Source organism: Actinomyces wuliandei (assembly GCF_004010955.1).
Classification (GTDB): domain Bacteria; phylum Actinomycetota; class Actinomycetes; order Actinomycetales; family Actinomycetaceae; genus Actinomyces; species Actinomyces wuliandei.
The window spans coordinates 935,523-962,153 of sequence record NZ_CP025227.1; the positions used below are offsets into that span (position 1 = coordinate 935,523).

Below are 26,631 nucleotides of genomic sequence, written 5' to 3' on the forward strand. Positions count from 1 at the left end.
TGATGCTCCCATCGGCATGTTTGACTCAGGGGTTGGTGGTCTGACTGTCGCGCGAGCCGTCCTCGACCAGCTGCCCGGAGAGCAGGTCCTCTACATCGGAGACACAGCGAACGGTCCTTACGGTCCTCGTGATATTGAGGAGGTCCGGGGCCTGGCGCTGCGGGTCATGGACGAGCTGGTGGACTCAGGAGTCAAGCTCCTTGTCATCGCCTGCAACACGGCCTCGGCTGCTGTCCTGCACACGGCCCGCAAGCGCTACACCAAGGGCCGGGGGGTGCCTGTCATCGAGGTGATCCACCCGGCTGCCCGGGCTGCGGCGCACGTGACACGCAACGGCCAGGTCGGGCTGGTTGCCACGCAGGGCACGGTCGACTCCGGTGTCTATGGGGACGCCATGGGGGTGGTCCCGGGTGTCACCCTGACCAGTCAGGCGTGTCCACGGTTCGTGGAGTTCGTCGAGCGCGGCGTGACTGCGGGCTCGGAGGTCCTGGAGGTGGCCGAGGAGTACCTGGCACCGGTCAAGGCTGCGGGTGTGGACACCCTTGTCCTGGGGTGTACCCACTACCCGCTGCTCATGGGGCCGATCTCCTACATCATGGGAGACGACGTCACGCTGGTGACCTCCTCCGACGAGACCGCCAAAGACGTCTACCGCGCGCTGGCCTCCCGTAACCTTCTGCGCAGCCCCCAGGCTGGCCCCGCCCGGCACGCCTTTCGGGCCACAGGGGACCCGGAGCGTTTTGCCGCCCTGGCGCGGCGGTTCCTGGGACCTGAGGTCGGGAACGTCCAGCAGGCAGGGGACACGGCGACAGGTCCGTCCGCCAGCCCGCCTGCTGCCGACGCGGCTCCTGGCGATCCTGCTGTGGAGGAACGCGAATGCGACTGACGGTCATCGGCTGCACAGGGTCCATGTCAGGGCCTGACTCGGCGGCCTCCTCCTACCTGGTTCAGGCGCAGGGTCCTGGGCGTGACGGGGCTGTGCGCACCTTCTCCGTGGTTCTGGACCTGGGTCCTGGCGCCATGGGACAGATGCTGCACCACGTGGACCCTGCCGATCTGGACGCAGTGGTTATCTCCCACTGCCACGCCGACCACATGGTGGACCTGGTAGGGATGCACGTCTACCGGCGCTGGAACCCCTCCGGTCCCCTGGGGCCTGTCCTGTGCCTGGGACCCTCCGAGCTGCTGCCCCGCCTGCGAGGCGTTGACGGGACCGGGGAGGGGGAGGCCTACGGTACCGAGTTCGTCTTCCAGACGGCAGTGCCCGGTCTCCCGGTTCAGGTGGGTCCCCTTACGATCACCCCCTTCCGCGCCCTCCACCCGGTGGAGGCTTTCGGCTTCCGTGTGGAGGGACCCAGCGAGGTCTCCGCACAGCGGCGGGTGAGCCTGGCCTACACCGGTGACACCGACAGGTGCCCCTCCGTGGACACCATGGCTGAGGGCGTGGACCTCCTCCTGGCGGAGGCGGCGTTTGTGGAGCACCGGGACACGGCAACGGGGATGCACATGACTGGACGGCGGGCTGGTGAGCTGGCGGCGCACGCAGGGGCGGGGCGGCTTGTGCTCACCCACATCCAGCCTTGGACCGACCCCGCAGTGACGTTGCAGGAGGCTGCGGCCGTGTTCACGGGTCCCCTGGAGGCTGCCACCGCAGGGGCCTGGTGGCAGCTGTGAGCAACCAGGACCCCCGTGCCGGGGAGGCTGACGGGGACACGCGACGGCTGTCCTACACACCTCTTGTGCCCGACGGCGTGGACTGCCCGTGGACCCGGGGGCGGTCCACCCGCTGGTGGCTAGTTGTCCCGGCAGACCTTCTGGCGGTGTCGCTGGTGGCCCTGCTCGGTGCGGCATCGACCGACGCGCTCGGCTCCGTCCTCTCCCTTGCCGCGCCCCTGTGGCAGGCAGCCTGCGGGGCGGCGGTCGGCTGGGCCGTGGCCTGGCTCGCCTGCCACCGTCGTGGCGACCACCTGGAGATGGCCGCCCCTGAGGGGCTCGTCGTCGCTGGTGCGGCCTGGGTCGTCTGGGCGGTGCTGCACGCGGTCGGGCAGGGGGCGGTTCCACTGGGCAGGCACGCCTCCTGGGCGGTGATGACCGGTACCTTCCTCCTGGTCTTCCTGGGAGGGTGGCGGTGGCTCTACGGGTACGTGCGTGCCCACGACTCCCTGGTTCCCGCCCCCTTGGCCCGCAGGATCTCCGAGCAGGAGGCCGACCAGGGGGAGGGCGTGGCGCCGTAGCCGGTGCTACGCAGGGCGTCTGGGCGGGAGGCGTGCCTGGGTGACGGCGAAGACCGGCACCTGGCCCTCAGGCCAGCAGCTAGACCAGTAAGGCCGCCAGGACAGGGGCGAGGGCGCGGAAGGCCTGGCCCCTGTGGGACACGGCGTTCTTCTCGGCGGGCTCCATCTGTGCCGTCGTGCGCCCTGCGCCCCCGAGCGCGTCCTCGCTGGCGGGTATGAAGACCGGGTCGTAGCCGAAGCCGTTGTGCCCGTGAGGCTCGTGTGCCAGCCTGCCCTCCAGGTGGCGCTCCATGGTGACGACCCGCTCCTGGTCTGGCCTGCCCGCTGCGCCCCCGGGTGCAACCAGGACCGCGGCACAGGTGAACCGGGCCGTGCGGTGCGGGTCGTCGATGTCACGCAGCTGGTTGAGCAGGAGGGTGAGGTTGGCAGTGTCGTCGCCGTGGTGCCCGCACCAGCGGGCGGAGAAGATCCCGGGGGCGCCGCCGAGCACGTCCACGCACAGGCCGGAGTCGTCAGCCACGGCAGGAAGGCCGCAGTCTGCTGCCAGGGCGCGCGCCTTGAGCAGGGCGTTGTCCGCGAAGGTGAGGCCGCTCTCGACGGGCTCGGGGGCCTTGAGGGCGGCTGCGGAGATGACCGCCTCAGGGGGCAGGTCGGGTACCAGCGGGGCCAGGATGTCGCGAAGCTCTGCCAGCTTGCCCGGGTTGTGTGTGGCCAGGACCAGGCGTGCCTGGTCTGGGACGCGTCCGGCCAGGGGGTGGGCCTCCTCCGGGTTCACGGCTCAGGCTCCGGGGACGGTGGGGGCGTGGTGGTCTGATGCAGGGGAAGGGGCCGGGGAGGAGACGGTGCAGGGTGTGTCGCCAGGACCCTCCAGCGCCTGGCTCTGGAGGAGGGCCAGCGCCTTGTTCCCCTCGGTAGCCAGGTCCAGCAGCGCGTCCAGCTCGGAGCGGTCGAAGGCTGCGTGCTCGGCAGTGCCCTGCACCTCGATGAAGCGTCCCGAGCCTGTCTGGACCACGTTCATGTCGGTGTGTGCCCGCACGTCCTCCTCGTAGGGGAGGTCCAGGCAGGGCACGCCGTCGATAATGCCGACCGAGACCGCGGACAGGGAGTCGGACAGCACCGGCCTGCCGGAGCGGGCACGGATGAGGCCCCTGGCGGTGGCCCAGGCCACGGCGTCCGCCAGGGCTACGTAGGCGCCGGTGATGGCGGCGGTACGGGTGCCGCCGTCCGCCTGGAGGACGTCGCAGTCAAGCGTGATCGTGTTCTCGCCCAGGGCGGCGACGTCGATGACGCCGCGCAGGGAGCGCCCGACCAGCCGGGAGATCTCGTGGGTGCGGCCCCCCAGCCTTCCTCGTACCGACTCGCGTCCCGAGCGCTCCGAGCCGGCTCGCGGCAGCATCGCGTACTCGGCGGTGACCCAGCCCTCGCCGCTGCCCTTGCGCCAGCGTGGCACGCCCTCGGTGAAGGAGGCGGCGCACAGGACCCGGGTGCGGCCGAAGGTGATGAGGACGGAGCCCTCGGCGTGGTCCAGCCAGTGGCGGGTGATGGTCACGGGGCGTAGCTCGTCGGTGGAACGGCCGTCACGGCGGGTGAAGGAGCGGGAGGTGCTGGTGGTGGTCACGCGGAACAGGGTACCTGGGCAGCCGGGCTTGGGACCTGCGGCAGGGCGGTTGTCCCCAGCCTGGTGACAGTCCAACCATGGTGTATGCCGCATAGGATAGCCTCACACGGAGCCGTCGCGGTGGAGGCGCCGAGAGCACCGAAGCTCTGCCGCAGTGAGGAGAGAAGAGCCATGACCTACGTCAACATCACCGCCCTGACCTTCCCCGAGGGTGCCGAGGCCGAGATCGAGCAGCGCTTTGCGGCGCGCAAGCGGGCCGTGGACACCTCGAAGGGCTTCCAGAGCTTTGAGCTGCTGCGCCCTGTTGTCGGGGAGGACCGCTACTTCGTGGTGACCAGGTGGGACTCCCGTGAGGACTACCAGGCCTGGCTGGAGGCGCGCTCCGGTGCTGACCACAGCGACGACGTGCGCCGCGGGATGAGCATCGAGGTCCTGGGCTTCGAGGTCGTCCAGCACGACGAGTAGACGCGCAGGGGCGGCGGATTAGGCGGGTGCGACCCGGGCCCGCCTTTAGCCGCTCACCCCTGTCAGCGCTGCGAGGCTGACAGGGGTGAGCGGGTGCTGGCCGGATCGTAGGAGGCGATGTGTGCTAGGCGCGTCCGGGCGGCCTCCAGAGCAGCGGATCTGCTGTGTCCTTAAACACTGGCACCAACCAGGCGCACGGTATGGTGACCGTCCTGGAACCGCAGAGTGGCGCCCCACCCCAGCCGCACCCTGCCTCTGTGTGTTTCCGCCGCGCTGGCGGCCAGGTGTCCTCTGGCCTCCGTCCAGATCCGGGCAGCACCCTGCGCTTTCCTGCCGTCTGGTACCGCCCGGTTGGCATCGCCGCTGGGACGATCATCGCTGGGACGTGGGGGAGACTGCCCTCACACCGCATCCACGGTACGCGAGAAGGGACTCGAACCCTCACGCCCGAAGGCACCAGGACCTAAACCTGGGGCGTCTACCAGTTCCGCCACTCGCGCTCGGCCACGCACTCTACCCTCCTGTGGGCGGGGGCGCGCAAGGGCTGGCTCAGGCTGCCGGGCCCGGCTGGTCCAGGCCCAGCTCGGCGCGCAGCCTCGCGACGTGGCCGGTGGCCCTGACGTTGTACCGCGCCAGGACGACGCTGCTGTCCGGTGCCACGACGACGGTCGAGCGGATCACCCCGGTGTAGGTCCGGCCGTAGTTTCTCTTCTCGCCCCAGGCCCCCCAGGCCTCCATGACCGAGTGGTCGACGTCGCAGAGCAGGGGGAAGGGCAGGCTGTGGCGCTCGGAGAACCTGGCCTGGGTGGCGGGGGAGTCGGGAGAGATACCGACCACCTGGTAGCCCGCGCGCTCCAGGCTCTCCACCGAGTCGCGGAAGTCACAGGCCTCCTTGGTGCACCCTGGCGTGCACGCCTTGGGGTAGAAGTACACGATCAGCCCTGCGTCGCTACGGGACAGCAGGTCGCTGAGAGTCACGGTCTGTCCTGCGACGTCGGGCAGGGCGAAGCCCGGAGCAGCGTCTCCGGCTGACAGGTGGGGCATGAGTCCTCCTCTGGTCCTCCTTTGGCGCACGCGACGCGAGTGATCCTCTCACCGGGAGCCGCCCTGAGCGGCTGCGTGCCACGCACGGACCTACGGAGTTCGCTCTCAGGAGATGGCTGAGGATGTGGGAGGACCGCTCCCGGCGGGACTCAGGCGGCCAGGGCCGCCGGGCTCTTCTCGCGGTCGCCGTCGGTCTCGGGGCACCTCAGGTTCTCCAGGGCTCCTCGGGCGGCTGTAAGGCGCTCCTGGGCGCGCTCCAGGCGGGAGGGGGAGGTTCTGGCAGGCAGGGAGGCGACCTCAGCCTGCGCGGCGTCGAGCTCGCGCTCGGCCTGCTCACGTCGGACCCACGGAGGGGTCTCGAGGGCGCAGGCGCACGTCATGGCCGGAACGGCGTCATGGCGTGGCCTGATCCGGCGGGCAGGTGCTCCCGGCAAGCCTGTTGTACGGGCTGGTGCTGTGCTGCTGGTCGTCTGCGTGCTCATCTCTGCTCCTTAACGTCCTGTCATTGTCTTGAGTCGCCGCTGTGTCGCGCTGTGCGGGCGGGACTGTCGTCGCTGCCACTACTGGGCTATGACGTTCTCAGGGCTCCGCAGTGCTGCTGCCTGGCTGGTGCCCTGACGACGCGCCACGGCCGCAGCCTGTGGAGAGCGCTCGTCCCGGGCCGGGCTGACGGCCTCAGCGGCGCGCAGTCCGGGCGGCACCGTCTGCACGCCGGGGCGGCTTGCCGTGCCGACGTGCAGGCTGGGTGCCTGCTGGCAGACTCTGGCCGACTACCTGGTCCCTCTGGTCTCTTGCCCCCGCTGACAGCCCTGGGGCATGGCGGCACCCGTCCAGTGGCGGGCGGGGCCTGCCCCCGTGATGAGGGGCCTGGGAGTACCCGGAGGGCTGGAAGCCCCTGTGGTCCGCCGTGGTACACCGCCAGGGACTCGAACCCTGAACCCACTGATTAAGAGTCAGTTGCTCTGCCAATTGAGCTAGCGGTGCGCAGCCAGGCACGGGCTGGCGTCCCGGCCGAGGCCTGGTACACCGTCAGGGACTCGAACCCTGAACCCACTGATTAAGAGTCAGTTGCTCTGCCAATTGAGCTAACGGTGCCTGGTGCCAGAGGGAGACTCTACGAGGTGAGTCGGCGTCAGTCTAGCCGGAGAGGTCTGAAACCGCTCTACTGTGCCAGATATCTCAGGTGGCGTTGGTGCCGCTGTTGGTGCTGCTGCCCTCGTGGCGGCTTCCTGACCGAGCCGGGGCGGGCGCTGCCCTGGCAGCTGCGGTACTGTGGGCCACGTGACTGATCCCGTCGTGACCCTGGCCACCTCCAAGGACTACCCCGAGCTTGACGAGGACGACCGCAGCCTGCCCGACGCCCTGCGGCAGCGCGGGATCGAGCCGAGGATCGCGGTGTGGGACGACCCGGAGGTGGACTGGGGGGACTCGGGCACGGTGGTGCTGCGCAGCGTGCGTGACTACGCGGTCACGCGCACCTACGCGGACTTCCTTGCCTGGACCCGGTCGGTACCCCGGTTGCTCAACCAGCCCGACGTGGTCGCGTGGAACTCCGACAAGCACTACCTCATCCGTCTGGCGGAGCTGGGCGTCCCCACAATCCCCACCACCTGGCTGGAGCCGGGTGCGGGCTACTCCAAGCACCAGGTCCACACCAGGTTCCCCGCCTACGGGGACTTTGTGGTCAAGCCGGCTATCTCCTCCGGTGGGCGCGGGACCGGGCGCTACACGGCCACTGACGCCGGCTCCCGGTCGGCGGCGATCAGCAACGCGGTGCACCACCTGGGCCGAGGGCGCTCGGTGATGGTCCAGCGCTACCTGGAGGAGGTGGACCGGCGGGGGGAGGTGTCCCTGGTCTACTTCAACGGGGTGCTCTCCCACGCGGTGGAGAAGGACCCGATGCTCCACCCCTCCTTCCGTGCCACCGACGAGGTGCACGGAGAGGAGGTCTCCGCCCGCGACCCCAGCGAGCAGGAGTGGCTGTGGGGAGAGCGTGTCCGCAAGGCCATCCACGCCCTCATCAAGGAGACCTCCGGGCGTGACGTCCAGCTGCTCTTCAACCGGGTGGACGTCGTCAGTGACGGCAGGGGCGGCTTCTACCTCATGGAGGTCTCACTCATTGACGCCGCTCTCTACCTGGGGACCTCGTCGGAGGCGCTGGACGGCTTCGCGGACGCTATCGCCCAGCGGGTCTTCTGGTGAGGCTCAGGCGGGCGCCCTGGGCCGTCCGCGCCGACGCGGCACCCTGATCAAGGTGCTGTCCTTGATTAGGGTGTATCAAGGTGAATGCCTTGACCAGGGTGGTGCGGGATGCCACCCTTGACAGGTGCTTGTCGTCACCATGGACCAGAAGGCGTCCCGCTCGACCAGTGACGCCGTGCCTGCGCTGCTGCGCTCCCTTGCCGACGTGTCCGTCATCGCCCCTTTTGAGCGGACTGCGGGGGACGAGGTCCAGGGAGTTCCTGCTGACGCAGCGGCCCTGTACGCGGTTGTGCGCGCTGCCGCCCGTGCCGGCTGCTGGTACGTCGGAATCGGTGGAGGGGCCGGCCGCGTGGGTGCTGACGGAGGCGCGCGCTCAGGGGGCGGTACGGCCTTCGTGGCAGCGCGTGAGGCCGTTGAGGCCGCCAAGCGGTCCCGGGTACCGCTGGCGGTACGTGCCGACGACCCGGAGGCGGCTGCCCGGGCGCAGGCGGTCCTGCGGCTCCAGGTCGTCCTCCTGGCCCGACGGTCCCGCCTGCAGTGGGAGGCGGTAGACCTGGTCGAGAGCGGTGTGAGCGGGCAGCAGGCGGCACGAACGCTAGGAGTGACGGAGCAGGCGTTCTCGCAGCGGCGAATCGCCTCGGGCCTGGCGGAGGAGAAGGAGGTCCTCCCGGTTCTCCTGGCACTTCTCGACGCCCTTGACCGGCCTGCTGACCAGGGGCCGGTGCAGGTGGTGCAGGCAGGAGGCGCATAAGGTGCATGCCGTGGTCGTAGTCGTGACGTTGGTCGTCTCTGTCCTGGGAGGGTGGGGTGCTGTGGCTGGCGTGCTGCGTGTGGCTCGCGTCCCGGACCCTCCTGCGGGACACACTGCCTCACCGGACGGACGCCACGTCCCCGTCCTGGACAGGGTGGGTGCGGGCAGCAACGCTCCGCCGGTGCTGCGCGGCGGAACCTGGATCGGGGTGCTGGAGCGGCTGGCCACCACCGGGGCGCTGCTGAGCGGCCACGCTGAGATGGTTGTCGTCGTCGTCGCCGTCAAAGGCCTGGGGCGCTGGGCGGACCTTCAAGGGAGCCCTGGAGCCGCGGAGCGGTTCATCATCGGGACCCTGGCGTCCTTGATCTGGGCATGCGCCTGCGGCCTGGCAGGTCGAGCACTCATGGGCGGCTGACCAGCACCGCTGCGCCAACGGAGGCGCTGCGTCCGCAGTCGTGCTAGACACGCGGGCATGCGTAGTGTCCTCAACGTCATCTGGGTCGTCTTCGGAGGCTTCTGGCTCTTTCTGGGCTACCTCTTCTTTGGGCTCCTTGCCTGCCTGCTGGTGGTCACCATCCCCGCTGGGGTCGCCTGCTTCCGGATCGCTGGCTACGTGCTGTGGCCCTTTGGGCGGGAGGTGGTCCCCGCCCCGGGAGCGGGAGCCATGAGCGGGCTGGCGAACCTGATCTGGTTCCTGGTCGCAGGCCTGTGGCTGGCTGTGGGTCACGTGACCACAGCGGCGGCCCAGGCCGTCACGATCATCGGCATCCCGCTGGCTGTCGGCAACATCAAGCTCATCCCGGTGACCTGCTTCCCCTTCGGCAAGCAGATCGTGAGCTCCCGGCGCGTGCTGCGCTGAGGCCGCAGGCAGTGCGAAAGTGGTATATCACGGGTGGTGTCACGCAGGATTCTACAGGCTGATCCTGCGTGAGACTGCCCAGTACCCGGCATAGCAGACTGCCAGGAAGACGGCGGTAATCGCCAGCGCCGGACGCTGGAGGGGGTCAAAGACAATGAGCAGGCACGACGCCGCGGACAGCACCAGGGCACCCAGGGACACCCACGGGTAGCCCGGTGCCCGGTAGGCCAGCTCCTCGGTGCTGTGCCCCTCGGCCAGCCAGTGGCGGCGGAACCGGTAGTGCGAGGCTGCGATGGCCACCCACACCAGCACCACCGCCAGGCCTGAGACCGAGACCAGCACCAGGTAGACGGTGGAGGCGGCGTAGACGGAGGTCAGCAGCGCGGCCAGGCCCCCGACCATGGACAGGGCCATAGCCAGGGCGGGAACCCCGTAGCGGTTGGTCCGGGCCAGGAGCGCAGGCAGGGTCCCCTCGTTCGCCAGGGACCACAGCATGCGTGTCGAGGCGTAGAGGCCCGAGTTTGCCGCCGACAGGATGGCGGTGAGGATGACGACGTTCATCAGGTCGTCGGCGAAGGGGACGCCGATCCGGGACAGTACCGTGACGAAGGGGCTCTCCTCCACACCCGCCTGCCTCCAGGGGATGAGTGCTGCGATGACGAGCACGGAGCCGATGAAGAAGATGACCAGCCGCGCCAGGGTGGCCCGGATGGCTCGGGGGATCGTGGCAGCCGGGTCCTTGACCTCCCCGGCGGTGATCCCGATCAGCTCGGTGCCAGAGAAGGCGAAGTTGACAGCGAGGATCGTGGTGAAGACCGCCGCGAAGCCGTTGGGGAAGAGCCCTCCTGCGGTCAGGTTGGACAGCAGCGGGGCCGAGGTGGTGCCCTCGTAGGGCAGCAGGCCCACGACGGCGGCCCCGCCGATGATGATGAACAGGATGATCGCGATGACCTTGACGCCTGACAGCAGGGTCTCTGCCTCGGCGAACACCCTGACGGAGACCATGTTGAGCACCAGTACCAGGGTGATGAAGGCCGCTGCCCACACCCATACGGGTACGGCCGGGAACCACCCGTTCATGATCATGGCTGCGCCGGTGAACTCGCTGCCCAGGGCGACCGTCCACGTCAGCCAGTACAGGACGGCGGTGACGAACCCGGTGGCTGGGCCGATGTAGGTGCGTGAGTAGACGTGGAAGGCCCCGGTGAAGGGCATGGCCACGCTCAGCTCGCCCAGGCAGACCATGACCAGGTAGACGATAAGGGCGCCGATGGCGTAGGCCAGGACGGTGCCGAAGGGGCCGGCCTGGTTGATCGTGTAGCCGGTGGACAGGAACAGGCCGGTCCCGATGACTCCGCCGAAGCTGATCATCATGAGGTGCCGCCTGTTCATGCGGCGTTCCAGGGCCGTCACGCGGGTGGAACCGGCCGGGGCGGCCGGTGGGGCAGCGGTGTGGGGGCTCGTCACGACAGAATCGGTGGGGGCCATGGACGGACAGTATTCCCGCTCGGGGCGCGGCGCCCGGGCTTCTCACAGGGTGAACGGGCCGCGCTATGCTCATGGCATGAGCAGCTCCCTCGGCGCGGGCAGGTTAGCCGACCCGACGGCTCCCACGGGACCTGAGCCACGTGTGCCTGCCGCCTCATCGCTCGCAGAGGCGCTGGACACCGGCACCGTCATCCTTGACGGTGCCATGGGTACCGAGCTCCAGGCCAGAGGCGTGGACACGAGCCGGACGCTGTGGTCGGCCCAGGCCCTGCTGGACGCCCCCGGCACTGTCACCGAGGTCCACGCCACCTACCTCGCTGCCGGGGCCGACGTCATTGAGACGAACTCCTACCAGGCGAGCGTCCCGGCGCTGACTGGCGTCGGCTACGACGAGGCCGGTGCGCGTGACCTCATCGCCTCCTCAGCCCGCCTGGCGCTGGAGGCAGCCAGGCTGTGGGACAGGCGGCGGGACGGGGCCGGTCAGCACCCTGCGTCCCTCGTCGCGGGCTCCGTGGGCCCCTACGGCGCCTTCCTGGCTGACGGGTCGGAGTACACCGGCGCCTACGAGGTGAGCCAGAGCGAGCTGGAGCGGGTCCACCGCCCGCGCATCGAGGCCCTTGCCTCCGAGGGGCTCACCGTCTTTGCCATGGAGACCATGCCCCGTCTTGATGAGGTCCGGTTCGTGACCACGGTGCTGGCGCAGGCCGCCCCCGGCGCCGAGTGCTGGGTCTCCTTCCAGGTCCGGCCCGACGGCGCCCACCTGGCTGACGGCACGCCCCTGGCCCAGGCGGCCGCATGGGCTGACACCCACCCGGCGGTGGTGGCTGTCGGCCTCAACTGCGTGGCGCCCGAGACCGTGGCCCGGGCGCTTCCCGTGCTGCGTCGCTCCACGGCCAAGCCGCTGGTGGCCTACCCCAACTCGGGGGACTGCTACGACCCGGTGACCAAGACGTGGACGCCCGCCCGGGGAGCGGGACGCTTCACCGCTCTGGCCCCGGACTGGGTCGAGGCGGGCGTGCGGCTGGTCGGTGGGTGCTGCCGTACGACGCCCGAGGACACCGAGGTCCTGGCCGGGGCGGTCGGGGGCCGCCCGGGGCGGTGACGACCTGCCGGGCGCGCCCGCAGGGTCTGGGTACGCCTGCTCAGCCCTGCGGCCCCACGCGCAGCAGGTGGACGACGACGCTCTCCTGGCGGTCGCACTCGGCCAGGTCGACCAGGGCTGTCAGGCGCCAGTCGTGATCCCCCTCGGGGTCGTCGACAACCTGTGTGGCCAACCATACTCGCCGACCTTGTACCTCCAGGGCCTCACGCAGCCTCTCGCTGACGCCCGCAGCGGCCAGCGCAGCCTCGTCGGGGTCCTCGTCCAGGGGAGCCAGGGCGAGCGCACGGGCGGAGGTGTCGGTGCCGATCCAGTCGTACTCCTCCCAGTAGCGGCCCAGCACCTGGTCCCACCGGTCCTCACCCCAGCCGGAGGAGGCGTCCAGCCGTCCCAGCGTCTCGACGTCGTCGCGGGCCATAAGCTCCACGCGCCGGAACATCTCACGGCGGACCGCCACCCGGAAGGCGTGCAGGTTGCGGGTGAGGGCGACCTTGCCGTCAGCGTCAGCGCCGAAGGCCCGCTCCACGCCTGCTGAGGGCTCCCCGAGCCGCTGGCCCGGGCGCAGGACTGTCGTCCCCTGCGTCGCAGCCGTCTCCAGCGCCCCCACCTGGGCGGCCCCCAGCGCCTCCCACTCGTCCAGGAGGGAGGAGTCAACTGCCCGCACCAGCTCGCCCAGCCACTCGACGAGCTCGAGCACCTCCGGGGTGCGGTGCTCCTCGGGCACCACCTGGCGCAGCGCCCGGTAGGCGTCGGTGAGGTAGCGCAGGACGACCCCCTCGCTGCGCCCCAGGTCGTAGCGAGCCACCAGGTCGGAGAAGGTCATGGCGTTCTCCACCATCTCCCGCACCACGGACTTCGGGGAGAGCTCGTACTCGGCCACCCACGGGTTGGCAGCCCGGTACATCTCCAGGGCAGGGGTCAGCAGGTCAGCCAGGGGGCGCGGCCAGGTGACCTCCTCCAGGGCCGCCATGCGCTCCTCGTAGTCCAGGCCCTCAGCCTTCATGGCTGCCACCGCCTCTCCCCGGGCAGCCTTCTGCTGGGCGTACAGGAGCGGGCGCGGGTCCTCCAGCGTGGCCTCCACCACTGAGACCACGTCCAGCGTGTGACTGGGGGAGTCCAGGTTGAGCACGTCCATGGCGGCCAGGGCGAAGGGTGCCAGGGGCTGGTTGAGGGCGAACTCCCAGGGAAGGTCCACCGCCAGGCGCAGGCGTGGCTGCCCGTCGGCGGCGGCCTGGGCGGAGGAGACGTGCTCCACCACCCCTGCGGTGCGCAGGGACCGGTAGATGTCCAGCGCCCGGCGCACGTGCACGCGCCGCTCAGCGGGTGTGACGTGGGCACGCCCCAGCAGGGCGGCCATGTGGGCCACCGGGTCGCCGGGCCGCTCCATAAGGGCCAGCACCATGGTGGTGGTGACCTGGAACTGGCTGGTCAGCGTCTCCGGGGCGGCGTCGCGCAGGCGTGCAAAGGTCCCCTCCGTCCAGCTCACCCGGCCGGGAGGGGCCTTCTTGCGCACGACCTTGCGCCGCCTGCGCTCGTCGTCACCCGCCTTGGCCAGCGCCCGGGCGTTGTCGATGACGTGCTCTGGGGCCTGGACCTCCACGTAGCCGCGGGTGTCGAAACCCGCCCGCCCGGCCCGGCCCGCGACCTGGTGGAACTCCCGCGCCGTGAGGTGGCGCTCCCGGGACCCGTCAAACTTCACCAGGGAGGTCAGGACCACGGTGCGGATAGGCACGTTGATGCCGACCCCCAGGGTGTCGGTCCCGCAGACGACGGCAAGCAGCCCCTCGCGGGCCAGCCGTTCGACGAGCCTGCGGTAGCGCGGCAGCATCCCGGCGTGGTGCACCCCGATCCCGCTGCGCAGCAGCCGCGACAGCGTGGTCCCGAAGCCCTTGGTGAAGCGGACGTCACCCAGCGCCCGGGCGGTCTCCTCCCTGCGGGACCTGGGCACCAGGTCCGTGCTCAGCAGCGCGGTCGCACGCGCCACGGCCTCCTTCTGGGAGAAGTGGACGACGTAGGCTGGCGTCTTGTCCTGGCCCACGAGCCGCTGGAGGAGCTCACCGACCGGCTCCACGACGTAGTCCATCTCCAGGGGCACGGGGCGCACGGCGTCGTCGACGACGGCGACCTGGCGGCCGGTGCGGGCCTCCAGGTCCCGCACGAAGAAGCTGACGTCCCCCAGGGTCGCCGACAGAAGCACCATCTGGGCCTGAGGCAGCTCCAGGAGAGGGACCTGCCACGCCCACCCTCGCTGCGGGTCGGCGTAGTAGTGGAACTCGTCCATGATGACGCAGTCGACGTCCATGTCCTCGCCCTCGCGCAGCGCCTGGTTGGCCAGGATCTCGGCGGTGCAGCAGATGACGGGCGCGTCGGCGTTGATGGAGGTGTCACCGGTGACCATGCCGACGTTGTCGGCACCGAACAGCCCCACGAGCTCGAAGAACTTCTCGCTGACCAGGGCCTTGAGCGGGGCGGTGTAGTAGGAGCGCCCGCCCCGGGCCAGGGAGGCGGTGTGGGCAGCCAGGGCAATGACGGACTTGCCTGAGCCCGTGGGGGTGGCGGCGATGACGTGGCGGTCCTCAAGGATCTGGGACAGCGCCTCGTCCTGGTGTGGGTAGAGGGGGCGGCCTGTCGACTCGGCCCACTCGGCAAAGGCCAGGTAGACCTCCTCGGGCTCGGGCGCCTGCTGCGGGTCGTCAGCCGGGATGAGGGAGTCGAGCATGACGTTGAGGGCCGGGGCTGTCATGCCGGTATCGTCTCACGGGACCTGACTGGCCCTTGTGAGCAGGAACAGTTCATGGCAGCCTGGGGAGGAGAGGCAGGAGACCCGACCAGCACGAGGAGCCCGGATAGTGTCGCTAGATCCACGTAGTCGGGTTGAGGCCTTTCTCCGTGACTATGCCCGTGCCCACGCTGAGGTCAAGCCTCTTTTCGAGGACAGGGGCCAGGGGTCGTCGTCCTTCATTGCCGTCAGCAAGCAGGACCGATACCGACAGCTCGGACCCCTTCCGGGTCTGGGGTGACAGGCGACACCAGGTTGACTTAGCGCATCTGGCTGGCGAGCCCTCTACCAAGGCGTTCTCCTTCTCCAGCCAGTGCGAGTTCAGCCCGGAGCACACGGCAGTCGAGCGGGTCGAGGCCTACGGCACCTGGGCGAGGGTCAGGCTGGCTCGGTCCGTTCGGGGCGTCGGGGGTCCGGTTCTTGAGGTGACGCTGGTCCGCGTCGGCGAGGACTGGCTGATTGACACGATCGACGACTACTACACCGATCCTGGTGACCCTCTCATGCCTGACAGCCAGCGCAGCCAGCTGTTCAGCAAGGCCAGGGGTATGCCGTCGTGGCGGGATCTTGACCTGGTCGGGGAGGACGAGGACGAGAGCGACAACCCCGACCCCGGCTCCCTGTTCGCCGCAGGCTGGGCACGCGAGCCCGTTGATGTCTATGAGCTGGCGCGCGAGGCGGACGAGACAGAGGGGGAGGCGTGGCAGCAGGTCCTGGCTGAGGCCCGGCACAACGCGGAGGTCGTCCCGACCACGGTTGTGGATGTCGGCCAGTTTCGTCACGAGGGAGTCCTGGCGGTCGGTGACGCTGGGGGCAGGGCGGGCGCGATGCTGGTGTGCAGCGCACAGGCTGACCCCTCCCTCGCCGTCGCTCAGGTGGTGCTGGCGACGTTCACCAGGACTCGCGGGGGGAAGGTGGAGAAGGACACGCGAGTGGCCGCAGTGCGGGCCGTCCTTGCTGAGGCCGACCCCCTCCGGTGGAAGCGCGCAGTGCTGGTGCCAGGAGGAGGGCACGTGGTGGGCGTGGACTCCGGCTCGGCGGCCATTGTGGACGCTGCCGCGTACCTGGGCATGACGAACCGGCAGTGGACCTCGGCGTGGAGGGGCTCCCTGTCGCGCAGGGCGACGCTCCTGGGTGGTGAGTCCAGCCCCATTGGGGTAATCACCACTTCCGGGTGGGGTGATGGCGGCTACGGCGTGTACTGGGGTCTCGACGCTCATGACCAGCCGGTGCAGTTGGTAGTTGACTACGGGGTCCTGCGGGAGCCTGCCCTCCCACCAGCCGTGGTGACGGGCGACGACGAGTAGCCGACGGAGGCCCGGTCCCGGACAGAGTGGCTCTGTCGGCTCTGCCGCGAGGAGGCGTCGGCGCCGGAGCGCCCTGGCCCGCTCATGACGTGACCGCCGTGTTTCCCTCGGTCCGACCCAGTGTGAGAGCATGCGCCGGTACCCTGCCACCACCCGGAAGGCCCAGGTGTCTCATGGATGCTCTCGCTGCTGACCTTCAGGCCGTCGCCGACTGGGTGACCCTTCACGTCACCATGTGGGTCCTCATCGGCACCGGGCTGGTTCTCACCGTGCGCACCCGTGTGGTCCAGGTCCGCCACCTGGGCAGTATGCTGCGCCAGGTCCTCGGCTCCCGCTCAGGCGCGCACGGGGGAATCTCCTCCTTCCAGGCCTTCGCCATCTCCCTGGCCGCACGGGTCGGGGTGGGCAACATCTTCGGCGTCGCCGCCGCCCTGCTGCTGGGAGGGCCGGGCGCCGTGTTCTGGATGTGGGTGGTGGCCCTGGTCGGCATGGCCACCGCCTTCTTCGAGGCGACCCTGGCCCAGCTGTTCAAGGTGCGCGACCCCGATGGCTCCTTCCGCGGCGGACCCGCCTTCTACATGGCCCGGGGGATGAGAAACCGGGTTCTGGCTGGCGTCTACGCGGTCATCACGGTGGTTACCTGCGGCTTTGTCATCACCTCGGTGCAGTCCAACGCCATCGCCGGCACACTGCTGTCGGCGGTGGGCACGGGCGGCTCGACACTTCCTGGCCTGGGCGGACTCAGTGCCGCCCAGCTGGTCATCGCCGCCCTCGTCCTCGTCTTCACCGCCATGGTGGTGCTTGGCGGCGTGCGGGCCGTGGCCCGTGTCACCGAGTGGATGGCCCCGATCATGGCGCTGGTCTACATCGTCATGGTCCTCGTCATCTGCCTGACGCATGTCGGCGAGTTCCTCACCGTCCTCAGGGAGATCATCACCTCCGCCTTCTCGCCCCGTCCCCTGGTGGGCGGCCTGGGCGGCGGGATCCTGGCCGCAGTCATCAACGGCACCAGACGGGGGCTGTTCTCCAACGAGGCGGGCCAGGGCACCGCCCCCAACGCCGCTGCCACGGCCACGGTCACCCACCCCGTCCACCAGGGCCTCATCCAGTCCCTGGGCGTGTTCATCGACACGATCGTGGTGTGCACCGCGACCGCTTTCGTCATCCTCATCGCGGGGCCTGAGGTGTGGCAGGCGCCGGGGGCGGACCCCTCCTCCCTCACGACGATGGCGGTCGCCCACGAGCTGGGGGCCTGGACGGTGCTGCCCATGGCTGTTCTGGTCTTCGTGCTCGCCTACTCCTCGATCATCGCCGCCTACGTCTACTCCGACACCAACATGTCCTTCCTGACCGGGGGCAGGAGGTGGGCCACGTGGGCGGTGCGGCTGCTGTCGGTCCTCTCCGCCACGGTGGGCGCCCTGCTCTCCCTGGAGGTGGTGTGGAACGCCGTTGACATCGCCATGGCGGTCATGACGGTGACCAACCTCGTCGCCCTCCTCGCCCTGTCGGGCTGGGGCCTGGGAGCGCTGAGGGACTGGGAGGCGCAGAAGCGCGCGGGCGCTGCCGTGCCCGTCTTCGTCGCCAGGGACAACCCCTACCTGCCCGGCCCCCTCCTCGGGGACGTGTGGGACGTGGCGACAGGTGAGAACGCTCCACAGCATCTCCGGCAGGCACCCCCTGCCACCGCAGCAGACACAGCAGACACACGAAAGGAGCCCCGACCGTGACAGGAGCCCCACCCAACGTCCTGGCCCCGGTCCTGGCCGCACAGGCCGAGGAACCGGTGAGCCTGGAGGAGCAGGTCGCCACCGTCCTCGAGCTGGTCAGCGACACCTTCTACACCTACGTCCTGGCGGTCCTCCTGGTGGGGGCAGGCATCTACCTCACCGTGCGCACCCGCGGCGTCCAGGTGCGTCACTGGGGCACCATGCTGGCCTCCGTGGTGCGCTCGCGCACGGGCGCGCGCGGAGGGATCTCCTCCTTCCAGGCCTTCGCCGTCGGCCTGGCGGCCCGGGTGGGCATCGGCAACATCGCCGGGGTGGCCATCGCCGTCGTCGCCGGAGGACCGGGTGCCCTGTTCTGGATGTGGGTGGTGGCCGTCATCGGCATGGCCACAGGCTTCACCGAGTCCACGCTGGCCCAGGTCTTCAAGGAGAGGGGACGCGACTTCACCTTCCGGGGTGGGCCCGCCTACTACATCAAGAACGGCCTGGGTTCGCGGCTCCTGGGGAGCGTCTTTGCAGTCATGTGCATCGTCTCCGTGGGCGTCACCGTGGTCATGGTCCAGACCAACGCCCTGGCGGGGGTGGTCAGCGCGACCGTGCCCTCCGTCCAGCCGTGGATGGTCGGGGTCTGCCTGGTGCTGCTCACCGGCCCCGTGGTCCTGGGCGGGCTGAGGTCCGTGGCGCGGGTGACCGAGTGGCTGTCCCCGGTGATGGCGCTGGTCTACGTCGTCGTCGCCCTCGTGGTCATCGTGGCCAACATCGCCGAGGTCCCGGGAGTGCTCGCCTCTGTCGTGCGCGGCGCCTTCGGGGCTGACCAGGCGCTGTTCGGGACTGCGGGCGGGATGGTCGCCGCGCTCGTCAACGGCGTGCGCCGCGGCCTGTTCTCCAACGAGGCCGGCCTGGGGACCGTGCCTAACGCCGCCGGCACGGCCACGGTCTCCCACCCGGTGCGGCAGGGGCTCATCCAGGGCTTCGGGGTCTTCGTGGACACGGTCGTGGTGTGCACGGCGACCGGGCTGCTGATCCTCCTGGCCACCGACACCTACCAGCCTGGCAACGACTCCCTCGTGGGGGCGGTCCTGACCCAGCAGGCCGTGGCGGAACACCTGGGGTCGTGGACGACCTGGCCCATGGTGGTCCTCATCTTCGTCCTCGTCTTCTCCACGGTCCTGGGCTGCTACTCCTACTCCCAGGTCAACGTCAACTTCCTGGGCGGTCAGCACCGTGCCGAGCAGGCCTTCGGCGTGCTGCTGACTGCTGCGGCCTTCACCGGGTGCGTGCTGACGCTGCCCGTGGTGTGGGCACTGACAGACATCGCCCTGGGGCTGCTTGGCCTGCTCAACCTGGTGGTGATCGTGTTGCTGTCACCATGGGCGCTGGGGGCGCTGCGCGACTTTGAGGCCCAGCGCCGGGAGGGCCGGGACCCAGTGTTTTCCGGGCACGCCAACCCCTACCTGCCCGGTGACGTCGTCGAGGGTGTCTGGGAGCCTGAGGAGCCGGGAGCCGAGGTCCCCTTCCGGTAGGCCCCGCTCCTCACGGCACGCAGGGCCTGTGCCGACCGGACCGCAGGACCCACGAGCCGTGCGTGACCCCGCTCCGAAGCCTCCCTGGTGCCCTGTAACCACTGCTGCGACCTGGGGACCGCTTCGGGAGAGCCCGCTCAGAAGAACCAGGAGAATCATGTCTGCTCTTCACTCGTTCCTGACCAGCACCTCCGACCTCCTCTTCTCCACGGTGCTCGTGTGGCTGCTGCTGGCCGTGGGCCTGTACTTCACCATCCGTACCCGGGCGGTCCAGCTGCGGCACGCGGCCAGTATCGCCGGTGCTGTGGCGGGATCACGGTCAGGGGCGCAGGGAGGTATCTCCTCCTTCCAGGCCTTCGCCATAGGGCTGGCCTGCCGGGTGGGCACCGGCAACATCGTGGGCGTCGCCCTGGCCCTGGCCCTGGGCGGCCCAGGCGCGGTGCTGTGGATGTGGCTGGTGGCCGTCCTCGGCACGGCCACCGCCTTTGCCGAGTCCACCCTGGCGCAGGTCTTCAAGGTGCGGCGTGGCGACGGGACGTTCCGCGGAGGTCCGGCCCACTACATGTCGCTGGGGCTGGGGCTGCCAGTCATGGGCGGCGTCTTCGCTGTCGTGTTCATGGTCGCCAACGGCCTGGCCATGCCCATGGTTCAGGCCAACGCCATCACCGCCTCCCTGGGTGCTGCCAGCGGTCTGCCCGCCTGGGGCGGCGCGCTCCTGGTCACGGCCCTGACGGCACCCGTCCTGCTGGGAGGTCTGCGCGCCATGGCCCGGGTGGCTGAGTACCTGGCCCCGCTGATGGCCCTGGCCTACCTCCTGCTCGTCCTGGTGATCCTGCTGACCCACCCCGGTGAGGCCTGGGAGGCCCTGCGCTCGATCTTCGCCCACGCCCTGGGTCTGCGTCCCGGGCTGGCAGGAGCGGCCGGCGGGATCATGGCCGCCGTCCTCAACGGCGTGCGCCGAGGGCTGTTCTCCAACGAGGCAGGCCTGGGAGGCTCCGCGTGTGCCGCAGGGTCAGCAACCGTCTCCCACCCGGTCCAGCAGGGTTTTATCCAGGCCTTCGGCGTCGTTGTGGACACCCTGGTGGTCTGCACGGCGACGGCCCTGGTCATCCTCGTGGCCGGGCAGCGCGTCGACGTCGCGGGGGCGACCAGTGACGACACCGCCGGGCACCTGACGCAGGACGCCGTGGCCGGGCTGGTGGGGGAGTGGACCCGGTGGCCCATGGCGGTCCTGGTCATGGTCCTGGCCTACACCACGATCATCGGAGCCTTCTCCTACGCCCAGGTCTGCCTGGACTACCTCACCCGCTCCTCCCTGGCCTCCCGCTGCCTTCAGGTCGCCGCCGTGTGCTGCGGCGCCCTGGGGGCGGTCCAGCCCCTGACCACCGTGTGGACCCTGGCGGATGTGCTCCTGGGGATCGGTGCCGTCCTCAACCTGGTCGCCCTGGTCCTGCTGGGGCGGTGGGTCATCGGCGCGCTGCGGGACTGGGAGGCTCAGCGTGGCGTCCTGACCGCCAGCCCGTCCCCGGAGGGGGGCGAAGGCGCAGCTGGCCCGGCCGCCCCGGGGCGGCCCCGGTTCCACGCCGACTCCCCCTACCTGCCCGCACCTCTCACCACTGGTGCGTGGCCCCTGGCGGCACAGGGCCACGACAGCAGGAGCCCAGTGGGTCCTCAGGGTGCTTCTCAGGGCGGCCAGGGGGCCAGCGGCTAAGGGACCAGGGGTGGCCTGGTGCCCTGTCTCGGAGCCCCGGCGACTGCGGACAGGCTCCTGCCGACCCCGCCCGAGACCGCTGCACGGGGGTGTTACGAGGACGAAACAGGTGCTCCTCTATCCTCCCGGGATCTTCGTCCGCATCACGTTCCACCTGCTCACACCTGGCTGCCTCCGGGACGACCGGGCCTGCCCCGCACGGTCTCCCCGGGGTCAGGGTGCCTCCTCCTGCGGGGGTCGGCTGCCCCGGCTGCCAGGCGGGTCAGGTGCGCGTGCGCACCAGCACTCCTGGAGGCACTATGCCCTGTGGCCAGCTCGTCGTCAGCGCCAGCGTCCTCGACGCGTCCACCGCCTTCCTGGCTGATGTCAGCGACCGGTTCTACACCCAGGTCCTGGCGTGGCTGCTCCTGGCCGCAGGCATCTACTTCACCGCGGGCACGCGCTGTGTCCAGGTCCGCCTCTTCGGGCGCATGATCGCGACCATCGCCAGGTCCCGCAGCAACGCCGCAGGCGGTATCTCCGCCTTTCAGGCATTCACCGTCGGGCTGGCCTCCCGGGTGGGGACCGGCAACATCGTCGGCGTCGCCATCGCTATCACGCTGGGCGGCCCCGGTGCGGTGTTCTGGATGTGGGTCGTGGCCGTGGTGGGCATGGCGACAGGGTTCGTCGAGTCCACCCTTGCCCAGATGTACAAGGTCGCCAGCCCCGACGGGACCTTCCGGGGCGGTCCCGCCTACTACATCTCCCGGGGGCTGGGGTCGCGGTTGTGGGGCTCGGTGTTCGCCGTCATTATTACCTTTGTCTTCGGCTTCGCCTACGAGGCCACCCAGGCCAACGCCATCTCTGGCGCGCTGGAGGGGACCTTCGGGGTCAGCAGGTGGCTGACCGCCGTGGTCCTGGTGGCGATCACCGGCCCGGTCGTCTTCCGAGGGATTCGACGCGTGGCCCGCATCACCGAGTGGGTGGCCCCGGTCATGGCGCTGCTGTACGCGGTGCTCGCCGTGGTGATCCTCCTTGTCAACATCCGGGCCATCCCGGGGGCGCTCAACATGATCCTCCAGGGTGCCTTCGGCCTGCAGGAGGCCTTCTACGGCACGGCGGGTGGTATTACCGCAGCGGTGATCAACGGGGTGAAGCGAGGCCTGTTCTCCAATGAGGCGGGGGAGGGCTCGGTACCCAACGCCGCTGCCACCGCCTCTACTCCGCATCCGGTCAACCAGGGCTTTATCCAGTCCTTCGGGGTGTTCATGGACACCATGGTCGTGTGCACGGCTACCGCCCTCATCGTGCTGCTGTCGGGGGTCTACAGTCCTGACCCTGCGGTGGCGGACACGCTCAACGCCAACACCCTGACCGCACAGTCGGTCGCGGCCGTCCTGGGCCCGTGGGCCGAGGGGCTCATGGCAGTCGTCATCTTTGTGTTCGCCTACTCCTCTCTCCTGGGCAACTACACCTACGCGGAGATCAACGTCGACTTCCTGCGCCGGGGCTCGCGCACCTCCGGTCACCTGTTCCTGAGGGCCATGATCGTCGTGGCCACGTTCATCGGCTCCGTGGCCAGCCTGGAGTTTGTGTGGAACCTGTCGGACATCGCCATGGGGGTCATGGCCGTCATCAACATCGTCGCCATCATCCTCCTGGGACGGTGGGCCTTTGGGGCGCTGCGGGACTGGGAGGCCCAGAACGCTGCGGTGCGTCAGGGCCGGGCCAGGGAGGTACGTTTTGTGGCCACAGACAACCCCCACCTGCCCGGGGTCCTTCCGGGCCAGGTGTGGTCCGCCCCGGACGACGCGCCTGAGTCGGTGACGGTGCTGCCCGAGGACAAGGCCTGACCCGCGCGGCCGCAGCAGGCTGCCTCTGGCCCCGGCACGGGCAGTCGGCACCTGCCGACACCACCAGTAGGAAGGGAGCAGGCCAGCCTCCTGGCGGCCTAGGCTCTCCCTATGAGGATTGCGCGCTTCTCCACCGGTGACGAGCCGCGTTACGGCATCGTCCAGGGAGTTCCTGACAGCGAGACCGCCCCCTCCGGGGACTGTGACGGCCACCTCCTGGTCCTCAGGGGGGACCCGTTGTTCTCCCTGCCGGAGGCCACGGGGGAGGTGGTGGAGCTGCGCGACGCCCGCCTTCTCTCCCCGGTCATTCCCCGCTCCAAGGTGGTGGGTGTCGGGAGCAACTACCGTGAGCACGCCCTGGAGATGGGGCAGCCGGGTCCGCCGGAGACCCCGGTCGTCTTCCTCAAGCCCAACACGAGCGTCATCGGTCCCGACGTACCGGTCGTCCTTCCGGGGTGGACCAGTGAGGTCAGCTATGAGGCAGAGCTGGCGGTCGTGGTGCGGACCCTGGCCAAGGACGTCTCGGTCCAGGACGTGCCCGACGTCGTCCTGGGGTACACGGTGGCCAACGACGTCACTGCTCGTGACCGCCAGCGCACCGAGCCCCAGTGGGTCAGGGCCAAAGGGTTTGACACCTCATGCCCCCTGGGGCCGTGGATCGAGGTCCCGGAGCCGGGGCGTGAGCCTGCCTTCGACCCGGGGGACACGGTGGTGCGTGCACGCGTGGATGGCGTGCTCGTCCAGGAGGGGAGGACCAGGGACATGGTTCGCAGCGTTGCCGAGCTTGTCTCCTACGTGTCCACCGTCTTCACGCTGCTGCCCGGCGACGTGGTGCTCACCGGCACGCCCGCCGGGGTCGGTGAGATCCGTGCGGGTCAGAGGGTCGAGGTGGAGGTCGAGGGGATCGGGTCATTCTCCAACCCGGTCGTCAGGCGCTGACCGGGTGCTGGCGGGCCGCCGTGACGATCCTGCGGACCGTCTCCTCCTCAATGCCCCGGCCGGTGGCCAGGTTGAGGCGGCAGAAGCCGGCCCAGGCCTCCCCGAAGGTCACACCCTCGTTCATGGCGACTCCTGCCTGGTGACGGAAGAAGCGTGCCGGGCTGCCCGTCCCCAGGCCACGGCAGTCCAGCCACGCCAGGTAGGTCCCCTCTGGGAGGGTGACCTCCAGGCCCTCCACGGCGCTGACCTGCTGGTGTACCAGCTCGGCGTTGGTGCGGATATAGCGGCGTACCTGTGCCAGCCAGTCCTGGCCGTCATGAAGCGCGGCGAGGGCCGCCTGCGCCCCCAGGAGCGACGCGCTGTGCGACAGGCCCGCGCTGCGGGGGTCCGCCTCCCACCGCGCCCGGGCCTGCCCGGAGGCGATCAGCTGGGCGCACTTGAGGGCCGGGATGTTCCAGCCCTTGGAGACGGCGGTGGCCGTGTACGTCAGGGCCGGGTCTGTGCTCGGTAGAGAGGCGTAGGGGATGTGGGCCAGGGAGGGGTCCAGGACCAGGGGGGCGTGGATCTCGTCGGCGAACACGGGCACGCCGTAGCGTGAGGACAGGGAGGCGACAGCGCTGAGCTCCTCGGCGGACAGGACCCGCCCCACGGGGTTCCAGGGGTTGCACAGCACCAGGAGCCCGGCCCCCTCCCGCATGGCGGCCTCGATCCCGTCCAGGTCCAGCTCCCAGCGCGGTGAGCCGTCATGGTTCCGCCGCTCCAGCGCCGGGACCTGGAGGCAGCCACGGCCGTGGTGGCCCGGGATGCTGAGGAAGGGCATGTAGGCCGGGGTCGGGACGATGACCGGTGAGCCCTCCCGGGTGTGGAAGGCGATGACGGCGTTGAGAGCCGACAGCACGTCTGGAAGGAGGCTGACCTCCTCCACGGGCACGTCCCAGCCGAAGGCCTCGCGGTGGTAGCGGGCCACCTCCTGGCAGGCCGCCTGCGCGGTCTCCGGAGGAAGGTAGCCGATAGTCCCCTCCTGCGCGCAGCGCTGGAGCACCGCTGCCACCGCCGGGGCTGTGCCCAGGTCCATCTCCGCCACCCAGGCGCCGATGACGTCACCAGGGTAGTAGGTCCACTTCAGGGAACCGCGCTCACACATGACCTCCGGGGTCAGAGCGTCGAAGGAGCGTGTCAGCGACGTGGCTGAGCCCGGGTCAGGGGCCGGGACAGATGCTGGCTCGGACAGACCGGACATGCTCTCGGACATACCCTGACTCTACCGACCGGGAGAGGAATCCTGAAGGGCGGGGTGCACGGGGTGGCTGTCACGCCGCTAGGCTAGGCCACCGTGACCGAGACGACCCGCGCGACAACTCACGCAACGAGCCATGCGATGACCGAGGTGCCAGAGGTGACTGACATGAGCGACACGGCGGCCGCTACCGAGACGGCCGGTTCCGCCACCCCCTCCGGGGACGAGGCCCCTGTCCGGGTCCGCTTCTGCCCCTCACCCACAGGGGTGCCGCACGTGGGCCTGGTGCGCACCTGCCTGTTCAACTGGGCCTACGCCCGTCACACGGGCGGCACCTTCGTGCTGCGTATCGAGGACACTGACGCCGCCCGCGACTCCGAGGAGTCCTTCCAGGCGATCCTGGACTCCCTGACCTGGCTGGGCCTGGACTGGGACGAGGGCGTGGGGCGTGGCGGTCCGCACGAGCCCTACCGGCAGTCCCAGCGTATGGGCCTTTACCGCCAGGTGGCCGCCGAGCTCCTGGAGGCGGGCTACCTCTACGAGTCCTTCTCCACTCCGGAGGAGATCGAGGCCCGCCACCGTGAGCGGGGTGAGGACCCCAAGCTCGGCTACGACGGCTACGACCGGGACCTCACCCAGCAGCAGAAGACAGAGCTGCGGGCCCAGGGACGTCGCCCCGTACTGCGCCTGCGCATGCCTGAGGAGGACATCACCTTCACTGACCTGGTACGAGGCCCCATCACCTTCAGGGCCGGGAGCGTGCCTGACTACGTCGTGGTCCGTGCCGGCGGGGAGCCGCTGTACCCGCTGGTCAACCCGGTGGACGACGCCGCCATGGGGATCACCCACGTCCTGCGCGGGGAGGACCTGCTGTCCTCCACACCGCGCCAGATCGCCCTCTACCGTGCCCTTGTGGCCATTGGCCGGGCCCCGGGTGTGCCCGAGTTCGGCCACCTGCCCTATGTCATGGGGGAGGGCAGCAGGAAGCTGTCCAAGCGTGACCCTGAGTCCAACCTGCTCATCCACCGCTACAGGGGCATGGTGCCCGAGGGGCTGCTCAACTACCTTGCCCTGCTGGGCTGGTCGCTCAGCGCCGACCGCGACGTCTTCTCCTCCCGTGAGCTGGTCGAGGCCTTCGACGTCCATGACGTCAACCCCAACCCGGCGCGCTTCGACCTCAAGAAGTGTGAGGCGATCAACGCTGAGCAGATCAGGCTCCTGGCGCCTGAGGACTTCCGGGACCGTCTGGTGCCCTACCTCGCTGACGCCTACCCCGACCCTGCTGGTGAGGCGGCGCAGGTACCGCTGGTCAGCGCGCCGACGTACTCCGGGCTCACGCCCCGTGAGCAGGAGGTCCTGGACCAGGCGGCGCCGCTCATCCAGACCCGCGTCCAGCTGCTGCGCGAGAGCCGGGACATGCTGGGCTTCCTGCTCGTCAGCGATGAGGAGCTCACCGCCAGGATGACCGACGACAGGGCCGTGGCCAGGCTCAAGGACTCCGCGCCTGCCGTCCTGGACGCGGGGATCGCAGCCCTGGAAGGCCTGGAGCCCGAGCAGTGGTCGGCAGCACGGGTCGAGGAGCTGCTGCGCGAGGCGGTCGTGGAGGGCACGGGCATGCCAGGAGGGGAGGGCATCAAGCCTCGCCTGGCTTTCGGCCCCCTGCGCGTGGCCATCACCGGGCGCCAGGTGTCTCCGCCGCTGTTCGAGTCGATGGAGATCCTGGGGGCCGTCTCCTGCCTGAGCCGTCTGCGCTCCCTGAGGGCGCGCCTGGGCTGAGCCCAGCCCCAGGGCTCATGAGGCGCCTGGACCGCCGGGAGGC

23 protein-coding genes and 3 tRNA genes are annotated in these 26,631 nt (G+C 69.9%); 16 read left to right on the forward strand and 10 right to left on the reverse strand.

The features are described from left to right. The first annotated feature begins 16 nt into the window (after positions 1-16). From murI to CWS50_RS03835, 3 genes are read left to right on the forward strand one after another with little or no spacing between them, the layout of a single operon-like run. Positions 17-886 (forward strand): glutamate racemase, encoded by an 870-nt coding sequence (gene murI, locus CWS50_RS03825; RefSeq protein ID WP_218973383.1) that lies wholly within the window; start codon positions 17-19, stop codon positions 884-886. Continuing rightward, complete coding sequence (locus tag CWS50_RS03830) at positions 877-1,674, forward strand: MBL fold metallo-hydrolase (RefSeq protein WP_127841730.1); 798 nt, start codon at positions 877-879, stop codon at positions 1,672-1,674. Before murI ends, CWS50_RS03830 begins: the two co-directional genes overlap by 10 nt. Further along, a complete protein-coding gene (locus CWS50_RS03835; RefSeq protein WP_127841731.1) occupies positions 1,671-2,234 on the forward strand; it encodes a DUF3054 family protein in 564 nt (187 codons plus the stop codon). Before CWS50_RS03830 ends, CWS50_RS03835 begins: the two co-directional genes overlap by 4 nt. A gap of 79 nt (positions 2,235-2,313) precedes the next feature. On the opposite strand, the gene rdgB is transcribed toward CWS50_RS03835, so the two are convergent. Next, complete coding sequence (rdgB, locus tag CWS50_RS03840; RefSeq protein WP_127841732.1) at positions 2,314-3,009, reverse strand: RdgB/HAM1 family non-canonical purine NTP pyrophosphatase; 696 nt, start codon at positions 3,007-3,009, stop codon at positions 2,314-2,316. 3 nt (positions 3,010-3,012) lie between these two features. Continuing rightward, positions 3,013-3,852, reverse strand: coding sequence for a ribonuclease PH (rph, locus tag CWS50_RS03845; RefSeq protein ID WP_243118444.1), 840 nt, complete (start codon positions 3,850-3,852; stop codon positions 3,013-3,015). A gap of 171 nt (positions 3,853-4,023) precedes the next feature. Here rph and CWS50_RS03850 point away from each other — a divergent pair, with 171 nt between their 5' ends. Continuing rightward, on the forward strand, positions 4,024-4,317 hold the full coding sequence (locus CWS50_RS03850; protein ID WP_127841734.1) for an antibiotic biosynthesis monooxygenase family protein: 294 nt from the start codon (positions 4,024-4,026) through the stop codon (positions 4,315-4,317). Between the two features lie 418 nt (positions 4,318-4,735). On the opposite strand, the gene CWS50_RS03855 is transcribed toward CWS50_RS03850, so the two are convergent. The 5 genes from CWS50_RS03855 to CWS50_RS03875 form a co-directional block, all read right to left on the reverse strand. After that, positions 4,736-4,817 (reverse strand) — tRNA-Leu (locus CWS50_RS03855). A 49-nt stretch (positions 4,818-4,866) separates the two neighbouring features. Further along, the gene (locus CWS50_RS03860; RefSeq protein ID WP_127841735.1) at positions 4,867-5,361 is read right to left on the reverse strand and encodes a peroxiredoxin; all 495 of its coding nucleotides are present in this window, start codon (positions 5,359-5,361) and stop codon (positions 4,867-4,869) included. Between the two features lie 149 nt (positions 5,362-5,510). Further along, positions 5,511-5,843 (reverse strand): hypothetical protein, encoded by a 333-nt coding sequence (locus CWS50_RS03865; RefSeq protein WP_127841736.1) that lies wholly within the window; start codon positions 5,841-5,843, stop codon positions 5,511-5,513. A 426-nt stretch (positions 5,844-6,269) separates the two neighbouring features. After that, a tRNA-Lys gene (locus CWS50_RS03870) sits at positions 6,270-6,345 on the reverse strand. Positions 6,346-6,380: 35 nt separating this feature from the next. Further along, positions 6,381-6,456 (reverse strand) — tRNA-Lys (locus tag CWS50_RS03875). Positions 6,457-6,642: 186 nt separating this feature from the next. On the opposite strand from CWS50_RS03875, the gene CWS50_RS03880 reads away from it, so the two are divergent. The 4 genes from CWS50_RS03880 (at position 6,643) to CWS50_RS03895 (ending at position 9,173) form a co-directional block, all read left to right on the forward strand. Further along, positions 6,643-7,563 (forward strand): ATP-grasp domain-containing protein, encoded by a 921-nt coding sequence (locus CWS50_RS03880; RefSeq protein WP_127841737.1) that lies wholly within the window; start codon positions 6,643-6,645, stop codon positions 7,561-7,563. Between the two features lie 124 nt (positions 7,564-7,687). After that, a complete protein-coding gene (locus tag CWS50_RS03885) occupies positions 7,688-8,314 on the forward strand; it encodes a hypothetical protein (RefSeq protein WP_127841738.1) in 627 nt (208 codons plus the stop codon). Positions 8,315-8,324: 10 nt separating this feature from the next. Next, entirely contained in the window at positions 8,325-8,729 is a 405-nt protein-coding gene (locus CWS50_RS03890) for a hypothetical protein (RefSeq protein WP_206610465.1), read from the forward strand. Positions 8,730-8,786: 57 nt separating this feature from the next. Then, positions 8,787-9,173 (forward strand): YccF domain-containing protein, encoded by a 387-nt coding sequence (locus CWS50_RS03895; protein ID WP_127841740.1) that lies wholly within the window; start codon positions 8,787-8,789, stop codon positions 9,171-9,173. Positions 9,174-9,224: 51 nt separating this feature from the next. Here the strand turns inward: CWS50_RS03895 and CWS50_RS03900 are convergent, their stop codons facing one another. After that, entirely contained in the window at positions 9,225-10,565 is a 1,341-nt protein-coding gene (locus tag CWS50_RS03900) for an amino acid permease (protein ID WP_127843218.1), read from the reverse strand. A gap of 172 nt (positions 10,566-10,737) precedes the next feature. On the opposite strand from CWS50_RS03900, the gene mmuM reads away from it, so the two are divergent. Beyond that, positions 10,738-11,763, forward strand: coding sequence for a homocysteine S-methyltransferase (gene mmuM, locus CWS50_RS03905; protein WP_127841741.1), 1,026 nt, complete (start codon positions 10,738-10,740; stop codon positions 11,761-11,763). A gap of 40 nt (positions 11,764-11,803) precedes the next feature. On the opposite strand, the gene CWS50_RS03910 is transcribed toward mmuM, so the two are convergent. After that, positions 11,804-14,503: a DEAD/DEAH box helicase gene (locus tag CWS50_RS03910; protein ID WP_206610466.1), complete on the reverse strand. Its 2,700-nt coding sequence runs from the start codon at positions 14,501-14,503 to the stop codon at positions 11,804-11,806. Between the two features lie 461 nt (positions 14,504-14,964). On the opposite strand from CWS50_RS03910, the gene CWS50_RS03915 reads away from it, so the two are divergent. The 6 genes from CWS50_RS03915 (at position 14,965) to CWS50_RS03940 (ending at position 23,575) form a co-directional block, all read left to right on the forward strand. Next, positions 14,965-15,846 (forward strand): DUF4241 domain-containing protein, encoded by an 882-nt coding sequence (locus tag CWS50_RS03915; protein WP_243118445.1) that lies wholly within the window; start codon positions 14,965-14,967, stop codon positions 15,844-15,846. A 173-nt stretch (positions 15,847-16,019) separates the two neighbouring features. Beyond that, on the forward strand, positions 16,020-17,573 hold the full coding sequence (locus CWS50_RS03920; RefSeq protein WP_127841742.1) for an alanine/glycine:cation symporter family protein: 1,554 nt from the start codon (positions 16,020-16,022) through the stop codon (positions 17,571-17,573). A 56-nt stretch (positions 17,574-17,629) separates the two neighbouring features. Further along, positions 17,630-19,093, forward strand: coding sequence for an alanine/glycine:cation symporter family protein (locus CWS50_RS03925; protein ID WP_243118505.1), 1,464 nt, complete (start codon positions 17,630-17,632; stop codon positions 19,091-19,093). 157 nt (positions 19,094-19,250) lie between these two features. Further along, complete coding sequence (locus CWS50_RS03930) at positions 19,251-20,804, forward strand: alanine/glycine:cation symporter family protein (protein WP_127841743.1); 1,554 nt, start codon at positions 19,251-19,253, stop codon at positions 20,802-20,804. 299 nt (positions 20,805-21,103) lie between these two features. Then, positions 21,104-22,636: an alanine/glycine:cation symporter family protein gene (locus CWS50_RS03935; RefSeq protein WP_127841744.1), complete on the forward strand. Its 1,533-nt coding sequence runs from the start codon at positions 21,104-21,106 to the stop codon at positions 22,634-22,636. 111 nt (positions 22,637-22,747) lie between these two features. After that, on the forward strand, positions 22,748-23,575 hold the full coding sequence (locus tag CWS50_RS03940; protein WP_127841745.1) for a fumarylacetoacetate hydrolase family protein: 828 nt from the start codon (positions 22,748-22,750) through the stop codon (positions 23,573-23,575). On the opposite strand, the gene CWS50_RS03945 is transcribed toward CWS50_RS03940, so the two are convergent. Continuing rightward, positions 23,565-24,827, reverse strand: coding sequence for a MalY/PatB family protein (locus CWS50_RS03945; protein ID WP_243118446.1), 1,263 nt, complete (start codon positions 24,825-24,827; stop codon positions 23,565-23,567). The two genes, CWS50_RS03940 and CWS50_RS03945, sit on opposite strands and share 11 nt — an antisense overlap. A 153-nt stretch (positions 24,828-24,980) precedes the next feature. Between CWS50_RS03945 and gltX the strand changes: the two genes are divergently transcribed. Next, a complete protein-coding gene (gene gltX, locus CWS50_RS03950; RefSeq protein ID WP_127843222.1) occupies positions 24,981-26,588 on the forward strand; it encodes a glutamate--tRNA ligase in 1,608 nt (535 codons plus the stop codon). The last annotated feature ends 43 nt before the right edge of the window (positions 26,589-26,631 follow it).